20 protein-coding genes and 1 pseudogene are annotated in these 22,932 nt (G+C 70.9%); 8 read left to right on the top strand and 13 right to left on the bottom strand.

Annotated features, from left to right (window positions below):
* Positions 1-214: 214 nt before the first annotated feature.
* Positions 215-1,738: pseudogene (locus ACNFOC_RS28875) on the bottom strand (aldehyde dehydrogenase family protein); the annotation flags it as partial.
* Between the two features lie 289 nt (positions 1,739-2,027).
* On the opposite strand from ACNFOC_RS28875, the gene ACNFOC_RS28870 reads away from it, so the two are divergent.
* A complete protein-coding gene (locus ACNFOC_RS28870) occupies positions 2,028-2,924 on the top strand; it encodes a bifunctional helix-turn-helix transcriptional regulator/GNAT family N-acetyltransferase (protein ID WP_416962012.1) in 897 nt (298 codons plus the stop codon).
* A 13-nt stretch (positions 2,925-2,937) separates the two neighbouring features.
* Here ACNFOC_RS28870 and ACNFOC_RS28865 read toward each other — a convergent pair whose 3' ends face one another.
* Together ACNFOC_RS28865 and ACNFOC_RS28860 are read right to left on the bottom strand one after the other, a co-directional pair.
* Positions 2,938-4,116, bottom strand: a complete 1,179-nt coding sequence (locus ACNFOC_RS28865; RefSeq protein WP_416962011.1) for a saccharopine dehydrogenase family protein — start codon at positions 4,114-4,116, stop codon at positions 2,938-2,940.
* Between the two features lie 112 nt (positions 4,117-4,228).
* Complete coding sequence (locus ACNFOC_RS28860) at positions 4,229-5,248, bottom strand: AraC family transcriptional regulator (protein ID WP_416962010.1); 1,020 nt, start codon at positions 5,246-5,248, stop codon at positions 4,229-4,231.
* Between the two features lie 200 nt (positions 5,249-5,448).
* Between ACNFOC_RS28860 and ACNFOC_RS28855 the strand changes: the two genes are divergently transcribed.
* From ACNFOC_RS28855 to ACNFOC_RS28845, 3 genes are read left to right on the top strand one after another with little or no spacing between them, the layout of a single operon-like run.
* Positions 5,449-6,999: a flavin-containing monooxygenase gene (locus tag ACNFOC_RS28855; protein WP_416962009.1), complete on the top strand. Its 1,551-nt coding sequence runs from the start codon at positions 5,449-5,451 to the stop codon at positions 6,997-6,999.
* Positions 6,938-7,729 carry an SDR family NAD(P)-dependent oxidoreductase gene (locus tag ACNFOC_RS28850; protein ID WP_416962008.1) on the top strand — a complete coding sequence of 264 codons (792 nt, stop codon included), beginning with the start codon at positions 6,938-6,940 and terminating at the stop codon, positions 7,727-7,729. The genes ACNFOC_RS28855 and ACNFOC_RS28850 overlap by 62 nt, the downstream gene beginning before the upstream one ends.
* Positions 7,726-8,853 carry an alpha/beta hydrolase gene (locus tag ACNFOC_RS28845; protein ID WP_416962007.1) on the top strand — a complete coding sequence of 376 codons (1,128 nt, stop codon included), beginning with the start codon at positions 7,726-7,728 and terminating at the stop codon, positions 8,851-8,853. The genes ACNFOC_RS28850 and ACNFOC_RS28845 overlap by 4 nt, the downstream gene beginning before the upstream one ends.
* Here the strand turns inward: ACNFOC_RS28845 and ACNFOC_RS28840 are convergent.
* Positions 8,850-9,785, bottom strand: a complete 936-nt coding sequence (locus ACNFOC_RS28840; RefSeq protein WP_416962006.1) for a LysR family transcriptional regulator — start codon at positions 9,783-9,785, stop codon at positions 8,850-8,852. The two genes, ACNFOC_RS28845 and ACNFOC_RS28840, sit on opposite strands and share 4 nt — an antisense overlap.
* Before the next feature lie 94 nt (positions 9,786-9,879).
* On the opposite strand from ACNFOC_RS28840, the gene ACNFOC_RS28835 reads away from it, so the two are divergent.
* A complete protein-coding gene (locus ACNFOC_RS28835; RefSeq protein WP_416962005.1) occupies positions 9,880-11,289 on the top strand; it encodes an MFS transporter in 1,410 nt (469 codons plus the stop codon).
* 42 nt (positions 11,290-11,331) lie between these two features.
* Positions 11,332-12,021, top strand: coding sequence for a siderophore-interacting protein (locus ACNFOC_RS28830; protein ID WP_416962004.1), 690 nt, complete (start codon positions 11,332-11,334; stop codon positions 12,019-12,021).
* Here ACNFOC_RS28830 and ACNFOC_RS28825 read toward each other — a convergent pair whose 3' ends face one another.
* The 6 genes from ACNFOC_RS28825 to ACNFOC_RS28800 all read right to left on the bottom strand — a co-directional run bounded on the left by ACNFOC_RS28825 (position 12,022) and on the right by ACNFOC_RS28800 (position 17,677).
* Positions 12,022-12,810, bottom strand: coding sequence for a serine/threonine kinase C-terminal domain-containing protein (locus ACNFOC_RS28825; protein ID WP_416962003.1), 789 nt, complete (start codon positions 12,808-12,810; stop codon positions 12,022-12,024).
* 140 nt (positions 12,811-12,950) lie between these two features.
* A complete protein-coding gene (locus tag ACNFOC_RS28820) occupies positions 12,951-13,940 on the bottom strand; it encodes a malate dehydrogenase (RefSeq protein WP_019055650.1) in 990 nt (329 codons plus the stop codon).
* 332 nt (positions 13,941-14,272) lie between these two features.
* Complete coding sequence (locus ACNFOC_RS28815; protein ID WP_416962002.1) at positions 14,273-15,460, bottom strand: DUF2690 domain-containing protein; 1,188 nt, start codon at positions 15,458-15,460, stop codon at positions 14,273-14,275.
* Positions 15,461-15,588: 128 nt separating this feature from the next.
* Positions 15,589-16,047: a helix-turn-helix domain-containing protein gene (locus ACNFOC_RS28810; RefSeq protein ID WP_416962001.1), complete on the bottom strand. Its 459-nt coding sequence runs from the start codon at positions 16,045-16,047 to the stop codon at positions 15,589-15,591.
* A gap of 255 nt (positions 16,048-16,302) precedes the next feature.
* A complete protein-coding gene (locus ACNFOC_RS28805) occupies positions 16,303-16,791 on the bottom strand; it encodes a DUF3017 domain-containing protein (protein WP_416962013.1) in 489 nt (162 codons plus the stop codon).
* 31 nt (positions 16,792-16,822) lie between these two features.
* On the bottom strand, positions 16,823-17,677 hold the full coding sequence (locus ACNFOC_RS28800; RefSeq protein ID WP_360077194.1) for a bifunctional methylenetetrahydrofolate dehydrogenase/methenyltetrahydrofolate cyclohydrolase: 855 nt from the start codon (positions 17,675-17,677) through the stop codon (positions 16,823-16,825).
* Between the two features lie 244 nt (positions 17,678-17,921).
* Here ACNFOC_RS28800 and ACNFOC_RS28795 point away from each other — a divergent pair, with 244 nt between their 5' ends.
* Positions 17,922-18,515, top strand: coding sequence for an RDD family protein (locus tag ACNFOC_RS28795; protein WP_416962000.1), 594 nt, complete (start codon positions 17,922-17,924; stop codon positions 18,513-18,515).
* Positions 18,516-18,601: 86 nt separating this feature from the next.
* Here the strand turns inward: ACNFOC_RS28795 and purH are convergent, their stop codons facing one another.
* Positions 18,602-20,176 (bottom strand): bifunctional phosphoribosylaminoimidazolecarboxamide formyltransferase/IMP cyclohydrolase, encoded by a 1,575-nt coding sequence (gene purH / locus ACNFOC_RS28790; RefSeq protein WP_416961999.1) that lies wholly within the window; start codon positions 20,174-20,176, stop codon positions 18,602-18,604.
* Positions 20,173-20,802, bottom strand: a complete 630-nt coding sequence (gene purN / locus ACNFOC_RS28785) for a phosphoribosylglycinamide formyltransferase (protein WP_416961998.1) — start codon at positions 20,800-20,802, stop codon at positions 20,173-20,175. Before purN ends, purH begins: the two co-directional genes overlap by 4 nt.
* 331 nt (positions 20,803-21,133) lie before the next feature.
* Here purN and ACNFOC_RS28780 point away from each other — a divergent pair, with 331 nt between their 5' ends.
* Positions 21,134-21,919, top strand: coding sequence for a hypothetical protein (locus tag ACNFOC_RS28780; RefSeq protein WP_416961997.1), 786 nt, complete (start codon positions 21,134-21,136; stop codon positions 21,917-21,919).
* A gap of 13 nt (positions 21,920-21,932) precedes the next feature.
* On the opposite strand, the gene ACNFOC_RS28775 is transcribed toward ACNFOC_RS28780, so the two are convergent.
* Positions 21,933-22,745, bottom strand: coding sequence for a cell division protein PerM (locus tag ACNFOC_RS28775; RefSeq protein WP_416961996.1), 813 nt, complete (start codon positions 22,743-22,745; stop codon positions 21,933-21,935).
* Positions 22,746-22,932: the final 187 nt, after the last annotated feature.

The following is a 22,932-nucleotide window of genomic DNA, read 5'->3' as shown; positions in this document are numbered from 1 at the left end:
GGGACATGGCGCCGCGCAGCCCGCGGCTCCGGCGCCGGCTACGGTGCCGAAGGCGATCCCGACCCACCCGGGAGGCCTGCTCGCGGTAGGCGCTGACCTCGCGCCGTGCCACCGGCGCCGGACCGAACGTCCACTTGCCGACGCGGTAGTCCATGCCGGTTCCGGCTTCGGGATCGGCGCGGGAGCGGCGGCCCTGCTGCTGACCGTGCGGGGCACCCGCGAACCAGCGCACCGGCTTCGGCGCCAGGTTCTGGTAGACGTGCTTGGCCTCGCGGTACTCGGCGAGTCCGGCGGGGCCGAGCTCCCGGCCCACACCGCTCTTGCCGAAGCCGCCCCACTCCGCCTGCGGGAGGTAGGGGTGGAAGTCGTTGATCCAGACGGTGCCGTGCCGCAGCCGTCCGGCGACGCGGCGCGCGCGGCCCGCGTCGGTGGTCCAGACGGCGCCCGCGAGGCCGTACTCGGTGTCGTTGGCGAGCGCGACCGCCTCGTCCTCGGTGCGGAAGGTCTCGACGGTGAGGACCGGTCCGAAGACCTCTTCGCGTACGACGCTCATCTCGCGGTGGCACTGGTCGAGGACGGTCGGCTCGTAGAAGTAGCCGGTGGCGGGCCGGGACGCGGTCGGCTCGGGGCGCTTGCCGCCGGAGCGCAGGACCGCGCCGTCGGCCAGTGCGGCGGCGACGTACGACTCGGTCTTGGCGCGCTGCTGTTCGGAGACGAGCGGGCCGCACTCGACGCCGTCCTCGGTGCCGCGGCCCAGGCGGATCCTCTCGGCGCGGCGGGCGAGTTCGGCGACGAAGCGCTCGCGGACGGTCTCCTCGACGATGAGGCGGGCGCCCGCGGAACAGACTTGGCCGCTGTGGATGAAGGCCGCGTTGAGGGCCTGGTCGACGGCGGTGTCGAAGCCCTCCTCGGTGGCGCAGGCGTCGGCGAAGACGACGTTGGGGTTCTTGCCGCCGAGTTCGAGGGCGACCTTCTTGACGGTCACGGCGGCGGCCTGCGCCACCTTCGTGCCGCTGATGAGGCCGCCGGTGAAGGAGACGAGGTCGACGTCGGAGTGCTCGGCGAGCCTGGCGCCGACCGAGTGGCCGGGCCCGGTGACGATGTTGGCGACACCGCTCGGGAGGCCGGCCTCGACGAGCAGGTCGATCAGGGCGACCGTCGTCAGCGGGGTGATCTCGCTGGGCTTGACGACGAAGGTGTTGCCGGCCGCGAGGGCGGGCGCGATCTTCCAACTCGCCTGGAGCAGCGGGTAGTTCCAGGGGGTGATCAGCGCGCAGACACCGACCGGCTCGTGCACGACGACGCTGTGCACCTCGGGCGTGCCCGCGTCGACGACCCGGCCGGGGGCCTCGCCCGCGACGAGGTCGGCGAAGTAGCGGAAGGCGTCGGCGACACAGTCGATGTCGACCCGCCCCTCCTCCACGGTCTTGCCCGCGTCCCGGCTCTCCAGCAGGCCGAGCTCTTCGCGGTCGCGCACGAGGAGGTCGGCGACCCGGCGCAGCAGGGCGGCGCGCTCGGTGACGGGCGTGCGCGGCCAGGCCCCCTCACCGCCGTCGAAGGCGGCACGGGCGGCGGCGACGGCTATGTCCGTGTCCTTCTCGTCGCCTTCCGCGACCACGGCGAACGGCAGCGCGTCCGCGGGGTCGATGATCTCGCGGGTGGCCCCGGCGACCGCTTCGAGCCACTCCCCGCCCGCGTGAATGGTCTTCCCCGCCTGCTGTTCCGTGTTGTCGGCCATGATCGGTATTGCCTTCCGTTCCTGTTCAGCGCCCAAGCGTCACCTAACTGTCACTCTCGGGGACTGCGAGCGCCTGCCCGGGACGTCCGTATGCATGCGCAATCCGTGGCCGAAAGTGGGCCGGATCACTGAACAGGGGTACAAATGCCGCATCGGCATGGACTCCCCCGACTCCTTTGACTAAAGTCAAAGAACTATGGAGCCAGTCACGGAATCGACACCGGCACCCGCCCAGACACCGGCACCGGCACCGGCACCCGTATCTACACCTGTATCCGCACCCGCACCGGTGACCGCGGCGGACATCGACGCCTTCCGTCGCTTCAACCGCTACTTCACCCGCCGCATCGGCGCACTCGACGACCACTACCTCGGCCAGGACCGCCCGCTCGGCGAGGCCCGGCTGCTGTTCGAGATCGGGGACGGGATCTCGCTGCGGGAGCTGCGTGGCCGACTCGCCCTGGACGCGGGCTACTTGAGCCGGATGGCGAAGTCGCTGGAGGCACAGGGCCTGGTCCGGCTGACCGTGCCCCCGCACGACACCCGCCTGCGCCTGATCGAGCTCACCGACGCCGGCCGCGTCGAGGTCAAGGAGCAGAACCGCCGCGCCAACGCGCTCGCCGCCGGCCTCCTCACCACCCTCACCGCACCCCAACGCACCGAACTCACCCACGCGTTGGCGACCACCCAGCGCCTCCTCCGCCTCGCCGGCATCACGATCACCCTCGTCGACGGCGCCACCGAGGACGCCCGCGCCTGTCTCGACGCCTACGCGGCCGACATCGACGCCCGCTTCCCCGAGGGCTTCGACAAGACCGATCTCGTACGGCCGGACGAAGTCACCGGGGACGCGGGCGCGTTCTTCGTCGCGTACGAGGAGGGGCGGCCGATGGCCTGCGGGGCGCTGCGGACCCTGGAGCCGGGCGTCGGCGAGATCCGCCACGTCTGGGTGCACCCCGACGCCCGCCGTCTCGGCCTCGCCCGCCGCATCCTCACAGAGCTCGAACTGGCCGCCGTGGAACACGACTTCACCGTCGTACGACTGGACACGCACGCGACGCTCACGGAGGCGCAGGCGATGTACCGGGCGTGCGGGTACGCGGAGATTCCGGCGTACGTGGACCATGTCTACGCGGACCACTGGTTCGAGAAGCGGCTGGGGCCGCCACCCCCCACAGCATCGTGAACGCCTTCACCTGTCAGGTGCTTGACCCGGCCAGTCGTCGCTCGACGAGTTCGAACGTGATCCCGGCCATGACCAGGCGGTCGATCAGCGCGTCGCCCATGGCGGCGGCCGGCGTGACGGGACCGCTCGTCCGCGGCAGGTCGTCGAACGCGAGGCTCATCGCGGCTTCGCCGAGGATCTTGGCCGTTTCGGTGTAGCCGGGGTCGCCGCCGGACACGCGGCAGACCACGTGCCGGTCGCCACCGGTGCCGTGGAAGGTGACGGTGAACGTGCTCCTGGCGCGGACCTCCTCCGTCGGCCCCGCGCCCGAGTTCTTCAACCTGAGCAGTACCGACCGCAGCGGCTTGATCTGCGCACCGACCAGCAAGGTGACGACCAGACCGATGATCCCGGCCGCGGCCGGAAAACGGCGGGTTCCGATCCAGTGGCGGTACGTGAAGTCCGGTCCGTACCGGTCGAGGAGTCGGCCCGAGTACGCGATGTTCTGACCGTCGACACCGGGAAACGGCACGAGCCAGAGTCCGAAGCGGCGCGTCGGCCGCGCGCTCGGGTTCCGTGAGACGCGTCCCGTCGGCTGCCCTTCGACGGCGGCACGGGCTCGGGCCGCGGCACGCCACTGACGTAGCCGCGCAAGGTAGTTGACGACCGTGTGGTAGGTGCCGCCCGAGAAGTCCGCCGAGGTCTGGACGACCCCGTCGACGGTGATCGGTACGTCGTCGGGAAGCTGCTTGACGGTGAAGTACGTGCCGAGGTCGTGCGGTACCGAATCGAAGCCCGCCGAGTGCACGATCCTGGCGCCACTGGCGGTGGCGGTGGCGCGGTACTTCACGAACATCGTGTCCACGAACTCCTGCTCCGCCGCGAGGTCGAGATAGTCGGTGCCCGCTTCCGCGCAGGCCTTCACGAGTGCCTCGCCGTACTTCAGGTAGGGGCCCACGGTCGTGATCAGGACCCGGGTCGAGGCAGCGACCTTCGCGAGCGCGGCCGGATCGGACGAGTCCGCGACGAGGATCGGCAGGTCGGGCAGGCCCAGGCCGTCCCGGACCGCCTCCAGCTTCCGGGCGCTGCGGCCCGCGATGGCCCAGCGGGCGTCGGCGGGCAGATGTTCGGCCAGATACTCGGCGGCGAGCCGACCGGTGAAGCCGGTCGCTCCGAAGACGACGATGTCGCAGTTGCGCATGACCATGCCCATGACTCTTGGCCATCGCCCAGCTATGGGGGCAGGTGCCGATCGGCGCGGGACTTGTGCGTTTCGGCGGCCATCAGTCCGGCTGTCTCAGCACGGCCGTTTCAGCACGGCCGTCTCAGCACGGCGGCCTCAGCACAGCGGTCCGGTACGCCCGCGGTCCCATCCCCTTCCAGCGCCGAAACGCGTGCGAGAAACTGGACACCTCCTGATAGCCGAGCCGTTCGGCGGCCTGGGCGACCGCGAGTCCTTCGGCGAGCATCTCCTCGGCGAGACGCTCACGGATCTCGTCCAGCAGCTCGCGGTAGGAGGTCCGCTCGGCGGCCAGGCGTTCGCGGAGGGTGCGGGAACTCATCGTCAGTTCGCGGGCGACGCGTTCGGCCGTCGGTGGGTCACCGGGTCGCGCCAGCAGCAGGTCCCGCACCCGGCCCGCCACACCGGTGCGGGCGCTGCCGCGGTCGAGCAGCTCCCGGCACTGCTCCTGCGCGAGCGCCTGGGTGTGCGCGTTGGCCTGCGGCATCGGCAGGTCGAGCAGCGCGGCGTCCAGGGCGAGGAATGTCTCGTCGCCGTCGAACTCCGGCGTGACACGCAGGACTTGCTCGTACGGCTCCGGGTCCGCCGGCGGGAAGGAGAGCACCAGGCGTCGGATCTGGAGCTGGGTGGAGAAGAGTTCCCGTTGCAGCGCGGCGATGACCGCGAGATCACGTTCGACGGTGAAGCGCCGCAACGGCTCGGGCACATCCGGGGCGGTGAGTACCAACTGGGCCTCGTCACCGGTGCGCCGGAGGTCGAAGTGCGACCACGCGTACGTGAGGTCGAGGTACTGAAGTGCGATCTTGATCGCGGCGCCGAGGGTCGGGCTGCTCACCAGGGCGAAACCCCAGAAGCCGAAGGACGTGAGGTGAAAGCGGCCGCCGGCCTCCAGCCCGAGCCGGCCCCGGCCGTCGGTCGCTGCCAGCAGGTTGCCGACCACCACCTGCTCCTGGCGTGCGGTCACCTCGGTACCGGTTTCGCTCAGCTCCGCTTCGGTGAGTCCGGTGCCGGCGAGGGACGCGGTCGCGGGCACGCCGAGTTCGACACCGAGGTCGACGAGCACCGACACGCTGGTCGGCGGCCGGGGAATCTCCCACTGAACCATCGGTGCCTCCGTTCGGGCCTCCGCCAAATCCAACAGCCTTCGAGCCCCCGCGGAAACCAACAGCTTTCGAGCCTCTGCCGAATCCAACAACTCTCGCGGCTCCGCCGAATCTAACAACTCCGGCGCCGACGGACACCTCCTCCCCGCTGATCGAGAAGCGGAACATCGAGGTCAGGACGGATCACGGAAGGGCCTGAAAGATGGCGCACACCGCCTCGATCGCGATCATCGGCACCGGCTTCGCCGGCCTCGGCATGGCCGCTCGACTCAAGAGAGCCGGATTCCACGACCTGACGCTCTTCGAGAAGGCCGACGACGTCGGCGGCTGCTGGCGGGACAACACCTATCCGGGCGCCGCATGCGACGTCCCCTCACACCTGTACTCGTACTCATTCGCCCAGAACACCGCATGGTCCCGACGCTTCGCTCCGCAGGCCGAGATCCACCAGTACCTGCGGGACACCGCGGACACGTTCGGCGTCACGCCCCACATCCGCTTCAACTCCCCTGTGACCACCGCGGAGTTCGACGAGGAATCGGCCACCTGGACCATCACCGTCGAGGACGGGTCCGTCCATGTCGCCGACATCCTCATCGCCGCCACCGGCCTCCTGAACCGTCCGCTCGTCCCCGCCATCCCCGGACTCGACACCTTCCAGGGCGAGCAGTTCCACTCCGCGACCTGGAACCACGACTACGACCTGACCGGAAAATCCATCGCCGTCGTCGGCACCGGCGCCTCGGCCGTCCAGTTCGTCCCGGCCATCGCGCCCCGCGTCGCGCGGCTGACGCTGTTCCAGAAGAACGCCGCGCACGTCATCCCCAAGCCGGACCACCCCTACGCCCCGATCGCCCGCACGGCGTTCCGCAGGATTCCGGGTCTTCAGCGGCTCTCACGCTGGCTCACCTACTGGCAGCTGGAACCACGCGGCGCCGCGTTCACCAGGTTTCCCCGGCTGCTCAAGATCGCCGACCGGCAGTTCCGACGCCATATCTCGCGTCAGGTCACCGACGACGCCTTGCGCACCACACTGACCCCCGAGGACCCGATCGGCTGCAAGCGCATCCTCCTCTCCAACGAGTACTACGGAGCCCTGACCCGCGACAACGTCGACATCGTCACCGCGGCGATCACCGAGGTCACGCCCACCGGCGTCAGGACCTCCGACGGCAGCCACCACGAAGTCGACGCGATCATCTACGGCACCGGTTTCAAGGCCACCGAAATCCTCGGCCCCATACACGTCACCGGACGCAACGGCCGGGTCCTGCACAAGGAATGGCAGGACGGCGCCGAAGCACACCTGGGCATCAGCGTCGCCGGCTTCCCCAACCTGTTCATCCTCTACGGCCCGAACACCGGCCTCGGCCACAGCTCGGTCGTCCTGATGCTGGAAGCGCAGATCAACTACGTGCTGCAAGCCGTCAGGCGGCTGGCCAAGGGCGACATCGCCTGGCTGGAGGTCTGGTCCGCCGTGCAGGCCGGTTCCAACGCCGCCCTCCAGCGACGTATCCGCACCAGCGTGTGGGCCCAGGAATGCGACAGCTGGTACCGGACCGCGTCCGGCAAGAACACCATCCAATGGCCCGGCTTCACCTTCGAGTACGCGGCCCGCACCCGCCGGCTGGACGAGTCCGACTTCCACCTCGAGCCCGTCGGCGCTCGCGGCCTCCCACCCAGGAGAAACGATGAACGTGAGACTGCGCGGATCCCGCATCCTGCTGACCGGGGCGACCGGCGGCCTCGGTAGCGGCATGGCCCGGGCATTGCGCGCCCACGGCGCGGAGTTGATCCTCACGGGCCGCCGGGTGGAAGCCCTCGAACGTCTCGCCGCCGAGACCGGCGCGACGTCGATCGCCGCCGACCTGTCGGTCCCCGCCGATGTCACGCGGCTGCTGGACGAAGCGGGACCGGTCGACATCCTGATCAACAACGCGGCACTCTCGTCGGTCGGCCCGGTGGTCGACTTCTCCGAGGAGGAGATCGCCCGCACGGTCGACGTCAACCTGCTCACCCCGATCCTGCTCACCCGGGCCGTCACACCACAGCTCGTCGGACGCGGACGCGGCCACATCGTGCTCATCGGATCGCTGTCCGGTCGTACCGCTTCGAAGGGTTCGGCGCTGTACAACTCCACCAAGTTCGGCCTGCGCGGATTCGCCCTCGCGCACCGGCAGGATCTGCACGGCACAGGAGTCGGTGTCTCGATCGTCGAGCCGACCTTCGTGAGCGAGGCCGGGATGTACGCCGACAGCGGAGTCGCGCTGCCCAAGGGGGTGCGGACGGTGTCGCCCGACGATGTCACGCGAGCGGTGATCCGCAGCATCGAGAAGAACGTCGACGAGATCGTGGTCGCACCGATCGAGCAGCGGATCCAGGCGTCGCTCGCCCTCGTCGCGCCCTCTGTCGACGCCCGGCTGCAACGCGCGTTCGGAGTCAGTGAAGTGTTCGGCGCATACCCTGGAGTGACGAAGCGATGAAGGCACCTGTCAAGCGCTCACCTGCTGAGCGCGCCGTGAAGCACTCACTCGCCGACCGCGTCGCACGGCACGTCGTGCGGACCCTGGTCAGGCTCCCCGCTCCCCTCAAGCGCGCACTCGCGGGCCGGCCGACCGTGGTCGACGGCCAGACGCTGGACGTCAACACCCAGGTCGGTCTGCGTCTGATCCACCTGGCCGGCCTGGGCGACTTCGCCTCCATGCCGATCGAGAAGGCCCGCGCGCAACTGCTGGCGGAAGCATGGATCTTCGGCGACGAGCTGCCCATCGAATCGGTCGAGGACATCACGATTCCCGCCGCTCACCTCGACCTGCCGGCCCGGATCTACCGTCCGGCCGGACTCACCGCCCCCGCCGGCGGGCTCGTCCACTTCCACGGAGGTGGCTGGACCCTCGGAGACCTCGCGGCGGCCGACGCCGTCTCCCGGTGGCTCGCGCACCACGCCGGCATCGTCGTGATCTCGGTCCACTACCGGCTGGCCCCGGAGAACCCGTTCCCGGCCGCCCTCGACGACGCGCTCGGCGCCTACACCCACGTGGCGACCCACGCCGAGGAGTACGGGCTGGACCCGGCCCGCATCGGCGTCAGCGGCGAGAGCGCGGGCGGCAACCTGGCCGCCGTCATCGCCCAGGAGACGGCTCGTGCCGCTCGCCGCGGACCGACTACGACTACGACTACAACTCCGACTCCGGCGCTACAGGTGCTCTTCCAGCCGGCCACGGATCTGTCGACCAAGCGGGCGTCGTACCGGCTGTTCGGCGAGGGGTTCACCATGACCGAAGCCGACATGGACCTCTACCGGCGGTCCTACCTGGGCGACCACGGTTCGGCCACCGATCCGCGCGTCTCCCCGCTGCTGGCCGACGACCTGTCCGGGGTGGCACCGGCCTACATCTCGACCGCCGGATTCGACGTCCTGCGTGACGAGGGCGAGGTCTACGCACGCAGACTCGAACTGGCCGGCGTGCCCGTCACACAGCTACGGACACCGAGCCTCGCGCACAGTGCCGTCAACGTTCCGGGCATCTGTCCCCCGGCGCGGGACGCGCTGCTCGCCGCGGCGGAAGCCATCCGCTCAGCGCTCGCCCCAGGTACCGACGTCTAGGAGACGGCCGCCGACCACTCCCCCATCAACTCCCGTACGACGCCCCGCAGCCACGCGTGCGCCGGGTCGGCCTCGTGGCGCGGGTGCCAGGCCAACCCCACGGGGAGCGGGGGCAGTTCGAGGGGCACCTCGAAGGTGACCAGGCCGAACTCGGCGACCATCGGCAGCCCCCAGGAGCTGGTCAGCCCGATCAGGTCGGTGTCGCGCAGCACGAACATCGAGGCGGGCAGGGTGCCGACGGAGCCCACCACCCGCCGTTCCAGGCCGAGTTCGGCGAGCGCGGCGTCGACGGGACCGTGCAGCTTGCCGCGCCGCGACACGAGCAGATGGGACCCCGACTCGGCGAACCGCTTCGGGGTCAACTCCCCCTCCAGCAGCGGATGTCCGGCCCGGACGATCCCGACCATCCGGTCCTCGTGCAGGGTCTCCACCCGCACCTCGGGCGCCGTGGAGTCGATGACCCCCACCTCCAGGTCGGCGGTCCCCTGCCGCAGGAACGGCGCGTCGACATGGCTCTCGGAGAGAAACCGGATGCGGATCCCGGGCGCCTCCTCGGCGGCGCGCGCGAACAGCGCCGCGCCGTACAGCGCGGCGATCGCGTCGTGCCCGATGATCGTGAGCGTACGGCTGACGGTCCTGACGTCGGTGTCCCGGCCCGGCGCGAACAGGGCCCGCGCCCGCTCCACCACCGCGCTCACCTCCGCCCGCACCGCCAGCGCACGCGGAGTGGGCACCATCTTCCGCCCGGCACGCACCAGTACGGGATCACCGAGCGCTTTGCGGATACGGCCGAGCGTGCGGCTCATCGCGGGTTCGGAGAGATGCAGCCGGTGTGCGGCACCCTGCACGCTCTGCTCCTCCAGCAGCACATCGAGGGCGACCAGCAGATTGAGGTCCAATCCTCCGGCGGCACTGGATTGCGTCACACGCATTCGCCCCTTGCAAAGGCTGCACTGGAAAGCAGGTCACTCCCGAGCCTACGGTGACAGGGCACCCCACACCACACCGAAGCTCCCCGGAGGAGCCGTGCCCCCTCACGCCCTGAAACGGTCGACACTCCTGGCCCTCTGCGCCTGCGTCCTCGTCGCGCAGAGCATGGTCGCCGCCATCAACCTCCTCATCCCACAGCTGAGTTCGTCCTCCCTGCACCCCTCGCACACCGAACTGCTGTGGATGGTCGACGCGTACGTCATCGTCTTCGCCGGACTCCTCATCCCGGCCGGAGCGATGGGCGACCGGCACGGCCGCAAGGGCGCACTGCTCGCCGGTCTCGCCCTGTTCGCGGTGGGCGCCGCCACCAGCGCGCTGGCCCGGAACCCGGCGACGCTGATCGCGGGCCGCGGCCTGTCCGGCGCGGGCGCGGCACTGATCACGCCCGCGACGATGTCGATCCTGGTGCACCTGTCCGCCCCGGAGAACCGGGCCCGTGCCATGGGCAGTTGGACCCTCGCGCTCGGCCTCGGCGGACTCGCCGGGAACCTCGGCGGCGGCCTGGTCGGCCAATTCCTGTCCTGGCGCGCCCTGTTCGGGGTGATGGTCCCGCTCGCCGCCCTGCTCGCCCTCGCGGTCGCCCTCACCACACCCCGCACGGACCGCGCCGCGCACAGCAACCTCGACCCCACCGGCACCGCCCTCCTGACCACCGGCCTGGTCGCCGTCCTCTCCGGCATCATCGAGGGCCCCACCTACGGCTGGACCTCCCCGCGCATCATCACGGCCTTCGCGGCAGGCGCCGTACTCCTCGCCACCTTCACCATCCACGCCCTGCGCTCCCGCACCCCGCTCCTCGACCCGCGCGTCTTCACCTCCCCCACCCTCCGCGCGGCCACCCTCGGCACGGCCACCGGCTTCTTCGGCCTGTTCTCCCTCTTCTACGTCAACTCCCAGTACCTGCAAGGCATCAAAGGCTACGGCGCCGCCGTCACCGGCGTCGCGATCGTGCCGCTGACGATCGGCATGGCCCTCGTCCCGAAACTCGCCGTCCGCTGGTCGCACCGCCCACGCCCGGCCATCGGCACCGGTCTCGCCCTCATCGGCCTGGGCCTGCTGGGCGCGTCCACCGCCGACGCGGGCACCCCGTACTGGACGTACGCCTGCTGGCTGCTCGTGATCTCGGCGGGCACCGGGCTCTCCATGCCCGCGCTCACGGTCGGTGTCGTCACCTCGCTGCCACCGCACCAGACGGGCCTCGGCTCCGGCCTGGGCACCTCGGCCCGCGAACTCGGCGCGGCCCTGGGCGTGGCGGTCACCGGCACGATCCTGGCCGCCCACCCCGACCTCGCCCACGGCATGGCCCCGGCGCTGCGCACAGTCGCCCTGATCGTCCTCGCGGCCACCGCGCTCGTGATCGCCGGGCACCGCGACCACAAGACCACCACACGCACTATCGCGTCCGACGAGGAACGCGTACTATCGCGTCCAGCCCGCCACTCCTGATCGCCAACTCCCCACACGCGCCGCCCAGTTGAGGAGCCCCCTGTGCCGTCCGCCCTCCTGAACCCCGTCCTCGACCTGGTGACACTCCGAGGCACCGTCACGGCCGCCGAACCGATCACCGCCCGCATGCGCCGCCTGCGCATCGAGAGCGACGCCCTCGCCGGACTCGACGTCCGCCCCGGCCAGCAGGTCCGCGTCCTGGTCACCGGCCTGACCCTGCGCACGTACTCCATCTGGCGCTACGACCCGTCCGGCGCCGTCGAGTTGTGCGTGCTGGACCACTCCGAGGGGGGACCCGGGGCCCGCTGGGGGAAGAGCGTCGGCACCGGCGAACAGGTGCGCCTGCGCAAGCCCGAGGGCACCTTCACGCTCCGCCCCGACGCCTCCCACCACGTCTTCGTCGGCGAGGAGACGGCCTCCGTCGCCTTCGGCGCGATGCTGGCCGCGCTGCCCGAGGGGGCGCGGGTCTCCGGTTGCGTCGAGACGGAGTCGGACGGGGACCGGCTGCCGTCGGCGCACTCCGACCGCCTCAACTGGCTCACCAGGGGCGGGACTTCACTCCCCGACGCGGTACAACAGCTCGCTCCCGAGCCCGGCGGCATCGCGTACGTCGCCGGGGAGGCCCGTACCGTGCAGCAGGTCCGGCAGGTGCTCGTACGGGAGTTGGGCTGGGACCGGCGTTCCGTTCTCACGAAGCCGTTCTGGGCGCCGGGGAAGCGGGGGATGGAGTAGTCAGCAGCTGGTCCCCGCCGGGCAGAAGGAATCCACCGCCGCGGCGAGCGGGCCCCTGACCAGGGCGGGATCGACAGACTCGGGGCCACTGGACCGGACCGCGTAGAACGAGCCGTCCGCCGCCGCGAAGCGGTGGTCGATCACCCGGCGCGCGCCCTTGCCCTGGTCGTCGTAGCGATAGGTGAGTTCGGCCCAACTGGGGCCGGACGCGCGGTCGATGACCTGGTAACCGGGCTGGCGGACGAAGCCGTAGCCGGGGTCGTTCTCCGCGAGGTCGAGGGACTCGGCCGGGGAGTTCTCCGAGACGCGGAAGATCTGGAGGCGGCGGGTGCCGTCCGGGGAGTCGTAGGTGACCACCGGGGCCTGCGCACCCTGCCGTTGGGTACGGGTCCAGCCCTTGGGGACGGCGACCGTGTAGCCGGTGGGGTCCTGGGCGGTGCGGTACGACGATCCGGGCCCGGTCGTGCTCGCACGCGCGCTGGTGTCCGTGTGGTCGTGCGTGCCGCGCCCGTGCATGACGTACCAGAGACCGCCCCCGGCACCCGCGCCCAACACCACCGCGAGAGCCACCGCGAGGACCAGCCGCCAGGCGCGACCGCCGGGAGCGGGCGCGAGAACGGGAGTTGGGGCCGGAGTTGGGGCCGGAGTCGGCGCGAAAGCCGGTGGAGACACCCACGCCGGCGGGGTCAGCGAGGTCTGCGTCTCCGCCGTCGACCACACCGACCAGGCCGCCTGCCCGCGCTCCTCGCTCGGCCCGCGTTCCGCCCCGTAACGATCCCAGTCACTCATCACGAACCCCCCGAATCACCCACCACGTACCTCTTCCGAAGTTAGCGGCGGAAACAGGGAACGGGCCCCGCTCCGGCAGTAACCGGAACAGGGCCCGCGCAAGCCCGTGACAGAGCCGTCGAGAACGGCCCCTCGGACGACTAGATCAGGCCGAGGGAGCGGACCGCCTCGCGCTCCTCCTCCAGCTCCTTCACCGACGCGTCGATGCGGGCGCGGGAGAACTCGTTGATGTCCAGGCCCTGGACGATCTCGTAGACGCCGTCCTTCGTGGTGACCGGGAAGGAGGAGATGAGGCCCTCCGGGACGCCGTAGGAACCGTCCGACGGGATGCCCATGGAGGTCCAGTCGCCGTCCGCCGTGCCGTTGACCCAGGTGTGGACGTGGTCGATGGCGGCGTTGGCGGCGGAGGCCGCGGAGGACGCGCCACGCGCCTCGATGATCGCGGCGCCGCGCTTGGCGACGGTCGGGATGAACTCCTCGGCCAGCCACTTCTCGTCGTTCACGGTCTCGGCGGCGTTCTTGCCGGCGACCGTGGCGTGGAAGATGTCGGGGTACTGGGTGGCGGAGTGGTTGCCCCAGATGGTCAGGCGCTTGATGTCGGCGACCGTGGTGCCCGTCTTCTTCGCGAGCTGGGTCAGCGCGCGGTTGTGGTCCAGGCGGGTCATCGCGGTGAAGCGGTCGGCCGGTACGTCCGGGGCGGCGGCCTGCGCGATGAGCGCGTTGGTGTTGGCCGGGTTGCCGACGACGAGGACCTTGATGTCGTCCGCGGCGTTGTCGTTGATGGCCTTGCCCTGCGGCTTGAAGATGCCGCCGTTCGCGGAGAGCAGGTCGCCGCGCTCCATGCCCTTGGTGCGGGGGCGGGCGCCGACGAGGAGGGCGACGTTCGTGCCGGCGAAGGCGACGTTCGGGTCGTCCGTGATGTCGATGCCCTGAAGGAGCGGGAAGGCGCAGTCGTCGAGCTCCATCGCCGTGCCCTCGGCGGCCTTGAGCGCCGGGGTGATCTCCAGGAGACGCAGCTTGACCGGCACGTCCGCGCCGAGCAGCTGGCCGGAGGCGATGCGGAAGAGCAGGGCGTAACCGATCTGGCCGGCCGCGCCGGTGACGGTGACGTTCACGGGAGTGCGGGTCATGGCGTTCTCCGTTATGACAGCTGGCGGTGGGGCGGCACTGCCCCGGGGTGCGGGACGTACAAATGATCGATCTCTTGGCGTCGAGAGATCCACCGGTCAGGCTATCGCGCATCCGCGATCCCGGACTCCCGGGTCCGTGTGGCCCACCCCACAGCGCCGGGATCGGGACACGCAAAAGGCGGCCGTCCGGCTCGGGAGAGGAACACCGGACGACCGCCGTGGGGGGGGCACCGGGTGTCCGGACTCCCGTGGGGGTACTTGCCGCCTGCCCCGATCCGGAGCGGGCATTCCCCATGTACACAGAATCCCCACACACGCGGCCCACCGGCGACCTAGGTGGTGCACCCCTTCTGCCCCGAGGCCAGCGTCACGCAGGCCTTGGCCTCGCCGGCGTCCTTCACGGCCACCATCGGGGTGTACGCGATGGCGTCGTCGGCCGCCGTGATCGTGTCGGCCTCTTTGGCGGTCCCCGCGCTGACCTGGACGGAGTCCCCCGCCACACCCGTGGTGATACGGCCCCAGGCGGCACCGCAGGTCTTGCTGTAGCGGACCTCGACGACGGTCGTGCCGACGGTCGCGGTCTTGGCGGTGGTCACCGCGCCCGCGTCCGTGGTGCAGCCCATCGCCTCGGCGTCCTTGCCGGTACAGCCGGCGCCCACGCACTTCACCCCGGCAGGCAGGTCGGGGTTGGTACTGGCCGGCGCAGAGGCCGAGGTGTGCGCGGCCCCGGCCTTCTTGTCCTCGCCGCCCTTGTCGGTGAACAGGAACACGGCCGCGATCACGACGAGCACCCCGAGAACCCCGGCCCCGAACATCACAGCCCGCCGCTTGGCGCCGCCCACCCCGTCGGGCGGCGCGGGCCGGGACGGCTGCGAGGGGCCACCATAGGAGACCGGTACCTCGGGTACCTCGGATTCGGGCCGCACGGCCGCCGCTCCGGCACCGGATTCCCTCGGCCCCGGATACCCGGCGATCCCCCACGAGTTGGCGACCTTGGACGGACCCTCCCGTACGTCCCTCGAAGCACCTTCCCGTACGTCCGAAGCACCTTCCCGTACGTCGCTGTCGGCCGCCGTCGGCTGCGGCGGCACCGTCGGGGACACTCCCGCCGGGCCCGCGATCCCCGGAGTCGCGGTGACACTGCCGCCACCCTTACGGCCCGCCTTGCCGCCGCCCTGCGCGGGTGCCGGGGGCGCTCCGAACTCCCCCAGCGCCGCCCGCGCCTGGGAGACCCGGATCGCCTCCATGGTCATGTCGTGCCGCATCTCCGAGCGGCTCCAGGCGCGCTCGGCGAGCTCCCACATCGTGGTCAGATGAACGGGACTGGTGCCGGTGACCTCGGCCAGGGCGACGATCGCGCCCTTCGGTGCGAGGAGCCGGCCGTTGAGATAGCGGTCCCAGGACGTCTTGCTGTAGCCCGTGCGGTCGGCCACCGCCGCGATGCTCAGGCCGCTGCGGTCCACGAGCCTGCGCAGCTGGCCCGCGAACTCCCTGACCTGCGGATCGAGTTCATCCGGCAAAGCCCTCCAACGAGGCATTGCTTTCCCCCCTCTGCCCTGAATTGCCCACGCTAACGCGGTTGTTGGTCGGGTTCGTTGCAAATCCGCAAACTTGTCAATACATCGACACACCGGACACACAGGGCTGTTCACCCCAGTACGACGACTCCCACGACAGCCATGAGAAGCATGAGGAACAACAGCGACAGCGCGTACCGGAGCAGTCGTCCGCCGGGCTCGCCCTGCGGCTCTTCGGGTGGCGTGTCCCACCAGGGAAGGGTCGGATCGTCCCGGTACTCGTCCCCGTCCCCGCCCTCCGCCCGCTCGGGGACCGGTATCTGCCGGGGCCAGGCCTGGACCGCCAACTCCCAGCGCACACCGATGCGTTCATGGTCGACGCCAGCCACCCGGCACAGGGCGAGAACGGCCTGCCGGGGCGGGGGCTGGGTGGCGTTGAGATAGCGGTGCCAGGAGGACTTGCTGTACGCGGTGCGCGCGCCGAGCGCCACCAGGCTCAGCCCGGTGCGGTCCTTGAGGAGGCGCAGCTGCTCCACGAAGTGCCGTACCTCCGCCGGCAGTTCGTCCGGCAGCGGCTGCCAGCCGCCCATCGCACCTCCCCGGTGTCCTCGGCGTCCCCTTGCGCCCGCTCCGAGCGAAATGACGACACCGGAAGGGGAACGGTTCCCTCGTCGCCGGGCGGTGCGGACCCCGTAGCGAAACGGTCACCTCCCTGCCACAGCGCGCCGACAGCCGTTGAACAGCACGCTCGCAGCGCGCCAAGGTGAATGCAGACGGCGGCGCGTCCTTGCTCGGGGGAGGGGACGGGCCGCCGTCGTGTGTCGCGAACTGCCGCGCGCGGCAAGCTAGTTGCTGTTGACCGTGTAGTGCAGCGTGTCCTTCAGGTACGGGATCGTCAGCCACGGCTTCGGCTGCGCCATCATCGCCAGCAGGACGATCGCGAGGCCGAGCACGGCGTAGGTGACGATGTCGGTGAAGCGGGAGCGTACGGCGAGCATGCCGACGTCCGGCATGACCCAGCGCAGGACGGCGCCGGCCAGCAGGGCGGCGCCGATGAGCAGGGTGCCGTAGCGGAAGACGTCGAAGGCGGTCAGCAGGAGGCCGAGGCCGACCGTGCCGAGGACGGCGAGGATCGGCCACTGGCGGGCCGGTGCCGGGGCGTCGCGCGGGGCGGCCCGGCCGCCGCCCTCGGGGCGGGCGGTGTCCCGGGTGAAGAGGGGGAAGCGGCGGGTGGTGCGGCGCGGCCTGCCCTCGGCGTCGGGCGCGCTGACCGGGTCCGTGACCTCGATGTCGTCCGCGGCGTCCGCGCTCGTGCCGGGGTCCGTCACCTCGATGTCCTCCACGCCCTTACCGGCGTCCTTGCCCTCAGGCGACACTGCGCTCCGCCGCCTCGACCACGTTGACGAGCAGCTGGGCGCGGGTCATCGGGCCGACTCCGCCGGGGTTCGGGGAGATGAAGCCGGCGACCTCGGCGACGCCGGGGTGGACGTCGCCCACGATCTTGCCGTCGGCGTTGCGGGAGACGCCGACGTCCAGGACGGCGGCGCCCGGCTTCACGTCCTCGGGGCGGATCAGGTGGGCGGAACCGGCGGCGGCGACGATGATGTCGGCGCGCTTGAGATGCGAGGAGAGGTCGCGCGTACCGGTGTGGCACTGAGTCACGGTGGCGTTCTCGCTGCGCCGGGTCAGGAGGAGGGGCATCGGGCGGCCGATGGTGACACCGCGGCCGACGACCACGACCTCGGCGCCCTTGATCTCCACGCCGTAGCGGCGCAGCAGGGTGAGGACGCCGTTCGGGGTGCAGGGCAGCGGGGCGGGCTCGTTGAGGACGAGACGGCCGAGGTTCATCGGGTGGAGGCCGTCGGCGTCCTTGTCCGGGTCCATGAGTTCGAGGATGCGGTTCTCGTCGATGCCCTTGGGGAGCGGGAGTTGGACGATGTAGCCGGTGCAGGCCGGGTCCTCGTTCAGCTCACGCACGACCGCCTCGATCTCCTCCTGCGAGGCGGTGGCGGGCAGTTCGCGCTGGATGGACGCGATGCCCACCTGGGCGCAGTCCCGGTGCTTGCCGGCGACGTACTTCTGGCTGCCGGGGTCGTCCCCGACCAGGATCGTGCCGAGGCCGGGCGTGACGCCCTTCTCCTTCAGCGCCGCCACGCGGGCGGTCAGATCGGACTTGATCGCGGCTGCGGTGGCCTTGCCATCGAGAATCTGGGCGGTCATGGACCCATCCTCGCGGATGACGCCCTCCGGGTTCCAATCCGGGTACACCCCGGGTGTATCGCCATGATCACTGATGTTGCACTTACACAACACCTATGGAATGCCGCTGGACAAAATATCGCCCCGAATAGAACGATGAACGCCGCAGTATTGCGGTAGGTGTTGGGGGGCAAACCGCTCATCTCGTGATGTACCTCCGCGCAATCCGCATCGTCCCCGCATTGCCAACGGAGGAAAACCCGTCATGAGTTACGACCCGAACAACCCCTACGGGCAGCCGCAGCAGAACCCCCAGCCGGGCTACGGCCAGCCGCAGCAGCCCCAGGGCCAGCCGGGCTACGGCTACCCGCAGGGCGCCCCCCAGGGTGTCCCGCCGCAGCAGGGCTACGGCTACCCGCAGCAGCCGGCCTACCCCGGTTACCAGCAGCCCGGTTACGGCGCGACCCCGCCGTACGCGAACTGGGGTCAGCGCTTCCTCGGCACACTGGTCGACGGCCTCGTCTTCGCCGTGCCGTACGTCCTGTACATCGTCGGCATCACGACCAAGAACAGCGCGCTGCTGGGCATCGGCGGCATCCTCCTCCTCGGCCTCTTCATCTGGCAGCTGATACGCGAGGGCCGCACCGGCCAGACCGTAGGCAAGCAGGCGCTGGGCATCCGCCTGGTCCGCGAGAGCGACGGCCAGCCCCTCGGCGTCGGCATGGCGTTCGTCCGCCGCCTCGCCCACTTCCTGGACGGCATCGCCTGCTACATCGGCTTCCTGTGGCCGGCGTGGGACGCGAAGCGTCAGACGTTCGCGGACAAGATCTGCGGTTCGATCGTGATCCGCACCCAGTAATTCACCGGGCAACCCGCCGGCTTGTGGCTTTTCCGGGGCCGTGTCACCACGTGGTGACACGGCCCCTGCTTCAACTCCCGTCGGCCTCAGTGGAAGAAGTGCCGCGTCCCCGTGAAGTACATCGTGACGCCCGCCTTCTTCGCGGCCTCGATGGTCAGCTCGTCGCGGAGCGAACCGCCGGGCTGGACAACGGCCTTGACGCCCGCGTCGGTCAGGACCTCAAGCCCGTCCGGGAACGGGAAGAACGCGTCCGAGGCCGCGAACGACCCCCGCGCCCGCTCCTCGCCGGCCCGCTCGACGGCGAGCTTCGCGGAGTCGACCCGGTTGACCTGCCCCATGCCGACGCCGACCGAGGCACCGTCCTTGGCGAGCAGGATCGCGTTGGACTTCACCGCGCGGCAGGCCTTCCAGGCGAAGGCGAGGTCGGCGAGGTCGGACGCGGAGAGCGCGTCGCCCGTCGCCAGCGTCCAGTTGGCCGGGTCGTCGCCGTCGGCCTGGAGGCGGTCGGTGACCTGGAGCAGGGCGCCACCGTCGATGGGCTTGACCTCGGCCGGGTGGAGGGGCCCGCCCGAGGTCTTCAGGACCCGGATGTTCTTCTTCTTGGCGAGGGCTTCGAGGGCGCCGTCCTCGTAGTCCGGCGCGACGATGACCTCGGTGAAGATCTCGGCGACCTGCTCCGCCATCTCCTTGCTGACCGGCCGGTTGACGGCGATCACGCCGCCGAACGCCGACAGCGGGTCACACGCGTGTGCCTTGCGGTGCGCCTCGGCGACATCCGAACCGACCGCGATACCGCACGGGTTGGCGTGCTTGATGATCGCGACACAGGGCTCGGCGTGGTCGTACGCGGCCCGGCGCGCGGCATCGGTGTCCGTGTAGTTGTTGTACGACATCTCCTTGCCGTGCAGCTGCTCGGCCTCGGCGAGACCGACGCCGGTGCCGTCGACGTAGAGCGCGGCGGGCTGGTGCGGGTTCTCGCCGTACCGGAGGGTGTTCTTGCGCTCCAGGGTGGCACCCAGGAAGTCCGGGAACAGCGAGTCGTCCACGGGCGCGTAGGCGCTCGCGAACCAGCCGGCGACCGCGATGTCGTACGACGCCGTGTGCTGGAACGCCTCCGCCGCGAGCCGCTTGCGGGTGGTGAGGTCGAAGCCGCCGGTCTGTACGGCGCTCAGCACGTCGGCGTAGCGCGCGGGGCTGGTGACGACCGCGACCGACGGGTGGTTCTTGGCGGCGGCGCGGACCATCGACGGGCCGCCGATGTCGATCTGCTCGACGCACTCGTCCGGGGACGCGCCCGAGGCGACGGTCTCCCGGAACGGGTACAGGTTGACGACCACGAGGTCGAAGGGGGCCACACCCAGCTCGTCGAGCTGCTGACGGTGGCTCTCCAGGCGCAGGTCGGCGAGGATGCCCGCGTGCACCTTGGGGTGCAGGGTCTTGACCCGGCCGTCCAGGCACTCGGGGAAGCCGGTCAGCTCCTCGACCTTGGTGACGGGGACACCGGCGGCGGCGATACGGCCGGCGGTGGAGCCCGTGGAGACGAGCTCCACGCCCGCCTCGTGCAGGCCGCGGGCCAGCTCCTCCAGGCCGGTCTTGTCGTAGACGCTGACGAGCGCGCGACGGATGGCCCGCTTGCCGCTCTCGATGTTCTCGGCGGTCACTGGATAACTACCTTTCGTCCCTCAATGCGATAGCCGTTGCGGGCGAGCCGCCCCACGACATCGACGAGCAGCGTGCGCTCGACTTCCTTGATGCGCTCGTGCAGAGCGCTCTCGTCGTCCTCGTCCCGGATCTCGACCACGCCCTGAGCGATGATCGGCCCGGTGTCGACGCCGTCGTCGACGAAGTGGACGGTGCAGCCGGTGACCCGGGCGCCGTACGCGAGCGCGTCCCGTACGCCGTGGGCTCCCGGAAAACTGGGCAGCAGGGCGGGGTGCGTGTTCACGACCCGGCCGCCGAAGCGGGCCAGGAACTCCTTGCCCACGATCTTCATGAACCCGGCCGACACGATCAGATCGGGCTCGTACGCGGCGGTCGCCTCGGTCAGCGCCGCGTCCCATTCCTCACGGGTCCCGAAGTCCTTGACCTTGCGGACGTAGGTGGGCAGCCCGGCGCGCTCGGCACGGGCCAGACCCTCGATGCCCTCCCGGTCAGCGCCGACGGCCACGATCTCGGCTCCGTACGCCTCGGTGCCGGCGGTCTCGACGGCGTCGAGGAGCGCCTGAAGATTCGTACCGGATCCGGAGACCAGCACGACGAGGCGCTTGGCCACGGGCTTGGCGGCCACGGCGGGGCCCTTTCTCGGGGGAGCGTCGTCTTGTACGGCCGTCTCTCGCATTCGTACGTCTCGTGCGTTCATACGAATGCTTCGCGCCCCGGGATACGGGGAAGTCTACGAAGCGGCCGACCGTCAGCAACGATACCGGCACACCGGACAGCCCCCACGGGACGGGGGCGTGGCCGGAAGGTAGCGTCTGCGGAGAGCGGGTTCGGGAACGCCGTTGTCGTGCGACGCGTTCACGGAGTGACAGCTCGTGAAGTGTCAGCTCATGAAGTGACAGTTCATGTCGGAGAGACGTATCCATCAAGACATCCACCAAGGGGAAGACGCTCATTTGATGCCGGACCGCAGTCTGCGACTTCTCACGTTCCCCCCGCAGCCGGTGCTGGGAGGGGAGCGCGGCACCGTGCTGCTCCGGGAGCGGCCCTCGTCGCCGCCCGACGCGCCCTCGGAACAGGGTGACAAGACGCCGGACGACAATCCCTTCGCGCCGCCGCCCGAGGGCACCCCGGACCGGCCGTGGCAGCCGCGGCGCCCGGAGAGCGGCGAGGACGGCGACGCCCCGCAGGGTGACGGCGGTCACTCACCGTGGGGCAGTCAGTGGAGCGACCGGCAGCCGGGGCGCTCCCCGGGCAACTTCGGCGACCGGCCCGGCGGGCCCCCCGGACAGGGCGGACCCGAGGGCCCCGGCAGCGGCGGTCCCGGCCAGGGCGGCATGCGCTGGGACCCGACGGACCCGGCCCAGCGCCGCGCCCGTTACGCCCTGCTGAGCGGCATGTGGGCCTTCTTCTTCGCCCTCTTCAGCTGGCCGTACGTGGCCCTGCTGCTCGGCGCGCTGGCCATCTACTGGGGCGGCAGCGCACTGCGCGCCAAGTCCCCCACCGCCGACCCGGACACCCCGGCGGTGCCCGAGACGCAGGCCCGCCCCCAGACGACGGCGGCGATCAGCGGCCTGGTCACCGCGTCCCTGGCGATCGCCCTGGTCGCCGCGATGTTCGTCGCGCAGCTGGCCTACAAGGACTACTACACCTGCGCCAACGACGCCCTCACGAACGAGGCCAAGCAGTCGTGCAACCAGCTCCTGCCGAAGGAGCTGCGGGGCTTCCTGGGGACCGCCAACTGACAGACGGCACCGGTCAGTTCGGCACTGGCGGTTCCGGCTCGTCCGAATGTTCCGACGGCTCGGGCTCAGGTGGCGTGGACGCCTCCCTCAAGGCCGCCCAGCGGGCCTCGCGGGAGGCGTCGTCGTACCAGGGGGTGGGCGCCGGCTCCGACGGCACGTCGACGGGCAGGAAGTCGTACGGGTCGAACGTGGAGTCGTGGTCGTAGGCGATGTACGGCTGGTCGACGGGAGCCTGGGCAGGAACCGGCACCGAGACCGGGACCGGCTGCTCCGCCTTCGGCCCGCGAGCGAACCAACCCCGGCCGACCGCGAACGGCCTCCGGAACCAGCGCCCCGGGTCACCCCCGACAGGCACTGCGACAGGCACCGCCCCAGGCGTGGCCCCACCCTCGCGCGGCTTCCCGATCGTCGACTTCCCGGTCGTCGGCGCAGGCACCCGGCGTTCCCGCAGTCGCCACGCCCGCAGCCCCGTCGCCGTAGGCACCGCCACCGCCGCGATCCATCCCAGCGCCGCACCCCCGGTCTGCCACCACACCGGCCCGAACCGTGCGAGCGCGGCACCCCCGAGCGGCCCGCCGGACAACTCCGCGAGCAGACCCAGCGCTACGGCGCACAGGGCGGCGGCGAGGAGCGCGGTGGCGGCGGTGCGGCCTTGCGCCCAGGGGACCGCCGAGGGGGCCGGCGTCGGCTGTTGACGGAGCCCGGCACCGGCCGCCTTCCGCTTCCGCTCCTCCGTCAACTCGCCCGCGCCATCGCCCCGTTGACCCGCGGTGCCGTCCACCGCGACCCGTGCCACGAACCACCCCGCCGTCACCCCGGCCGCCACCGGCACCAGCCCGGCGAGCCAGTTCAGCGGGGCTCCGGTGCCCGCGTCCGGGACCGCCGCGGGCCGCCGAAGTTGAAGACGAGCGAGCCGATCCGCTTGCTCGCGGCGCCGCTGGCCTTCGCCCGGACCAGGGCGAGCCCGATCGTGTCGCCCTTGGGCTTGCTCCAGTCGAGCGGCGCCTTCATGG

It is taken from the genome of Streptomyces colwelliae, from assembly GCF_048158785.1.
Lineage (GTDB): Bacteria > Actinomycetota > Actinomycetes > Streptomycetales > Streptomycetaceae > Streptomyces.
The sequence above is the reverse complement of the archived record's forward strand: the minus strand, read 5'-3'. Positions and strand labels throughout refer to the sequence as shown.

Excerpts from the sequence above, each read along its gene's own strand:
- ACNFOC_RS28865 (WP_416962011.1), bottom strand. The coding sequence starts at position 4,116 with ATGGGCATGGTCATGCGCAACTGCGACATCGTCGTCTTCGGAGCGACC.
- ACNFOC_RS28860 (WP_416962010.1), bottom strand. The coding sequence starts at position 5,248 with ATGGTTCAGTGGGAGATTCCCCGGCCGCCGACCAGCGTGTCGGTGCTC.
- ACNFOC_RS28855 (WP_416962009.1), top strand. The coding sequence starts at position 5,449 with ATGGCGCACACCGCCTCGATCGCGATCATCGGCACCGGCTTCGCCGGC.
- ACNFOC_RS28850 (WP_416962008.1), top strand. The coding sequence starts at position 6,938 with ATGAACGTGAGACTGCGCGGATCCCGCATCCTGCTGACCGGGGCGACC.
- ACNFOC_RS28845 (WP_416962007.1), top strand. The coding sequence starts at position 7,726 with ATGAAGGCACCTGTCAAGCGCTCACCTGCTGAGCGCGCCGTGAAGCAC.
- ACNFOC_RS28840 (WP_416962006.1), bottom strand. The coding sequence starts at position 9,785 with ATGCGTGTGACGCAATCCAGTGCCGCCGGAGGATTGGACCTCAATCTG.
- ACNFOC_RS28825 (WP_416962003.1), bottom strand. The coding sequence starts at position 12,810 with ATGAGTGACTGGGATCGTTACGGGGCGGAACGCGGGCCGAGCGAGGAG.
- ACNFOC_RS28820 (WP_019055650.1), bottom strand. The coding sequence starts at position 13,940 with ATGACCCGCACTCCCGTGAACGTCACCGTCACCGGCGCGGCCGGCCAG.
- ACNFOC_RS28810 (WP_416962001.1), bottom strand. The coding sequence starts at position 16,047 with ATGGGCGGCTGGCAGCCGCTGCCGGACGAACTGCCGGCGGAGGTACGG.
- ACNFOC_RS28800 (WP_360077194.1), bottom strand. The coding sequence starts at position 17,677 with ATGACCGCCCAGATTCTCGATGGCAAGGCCACCGCAGCCGCGATCAAG.
- ACNFOC_RS28795 (WP_416962000.1), top strand. The coding sequence starts at position 17,922 with ATGAGTTACGACCCGAACAACCCCTACGGGCAGCCGCAGCAGAACCCC.
- ACNFOC_RS28780 (WP_416961997.1), top strand. The coding sequence starts at position 21,134 with ATGCCGGACCGCAGTCTGCGACTTCTCACGTTCCCCCCGCAGCCGGTG.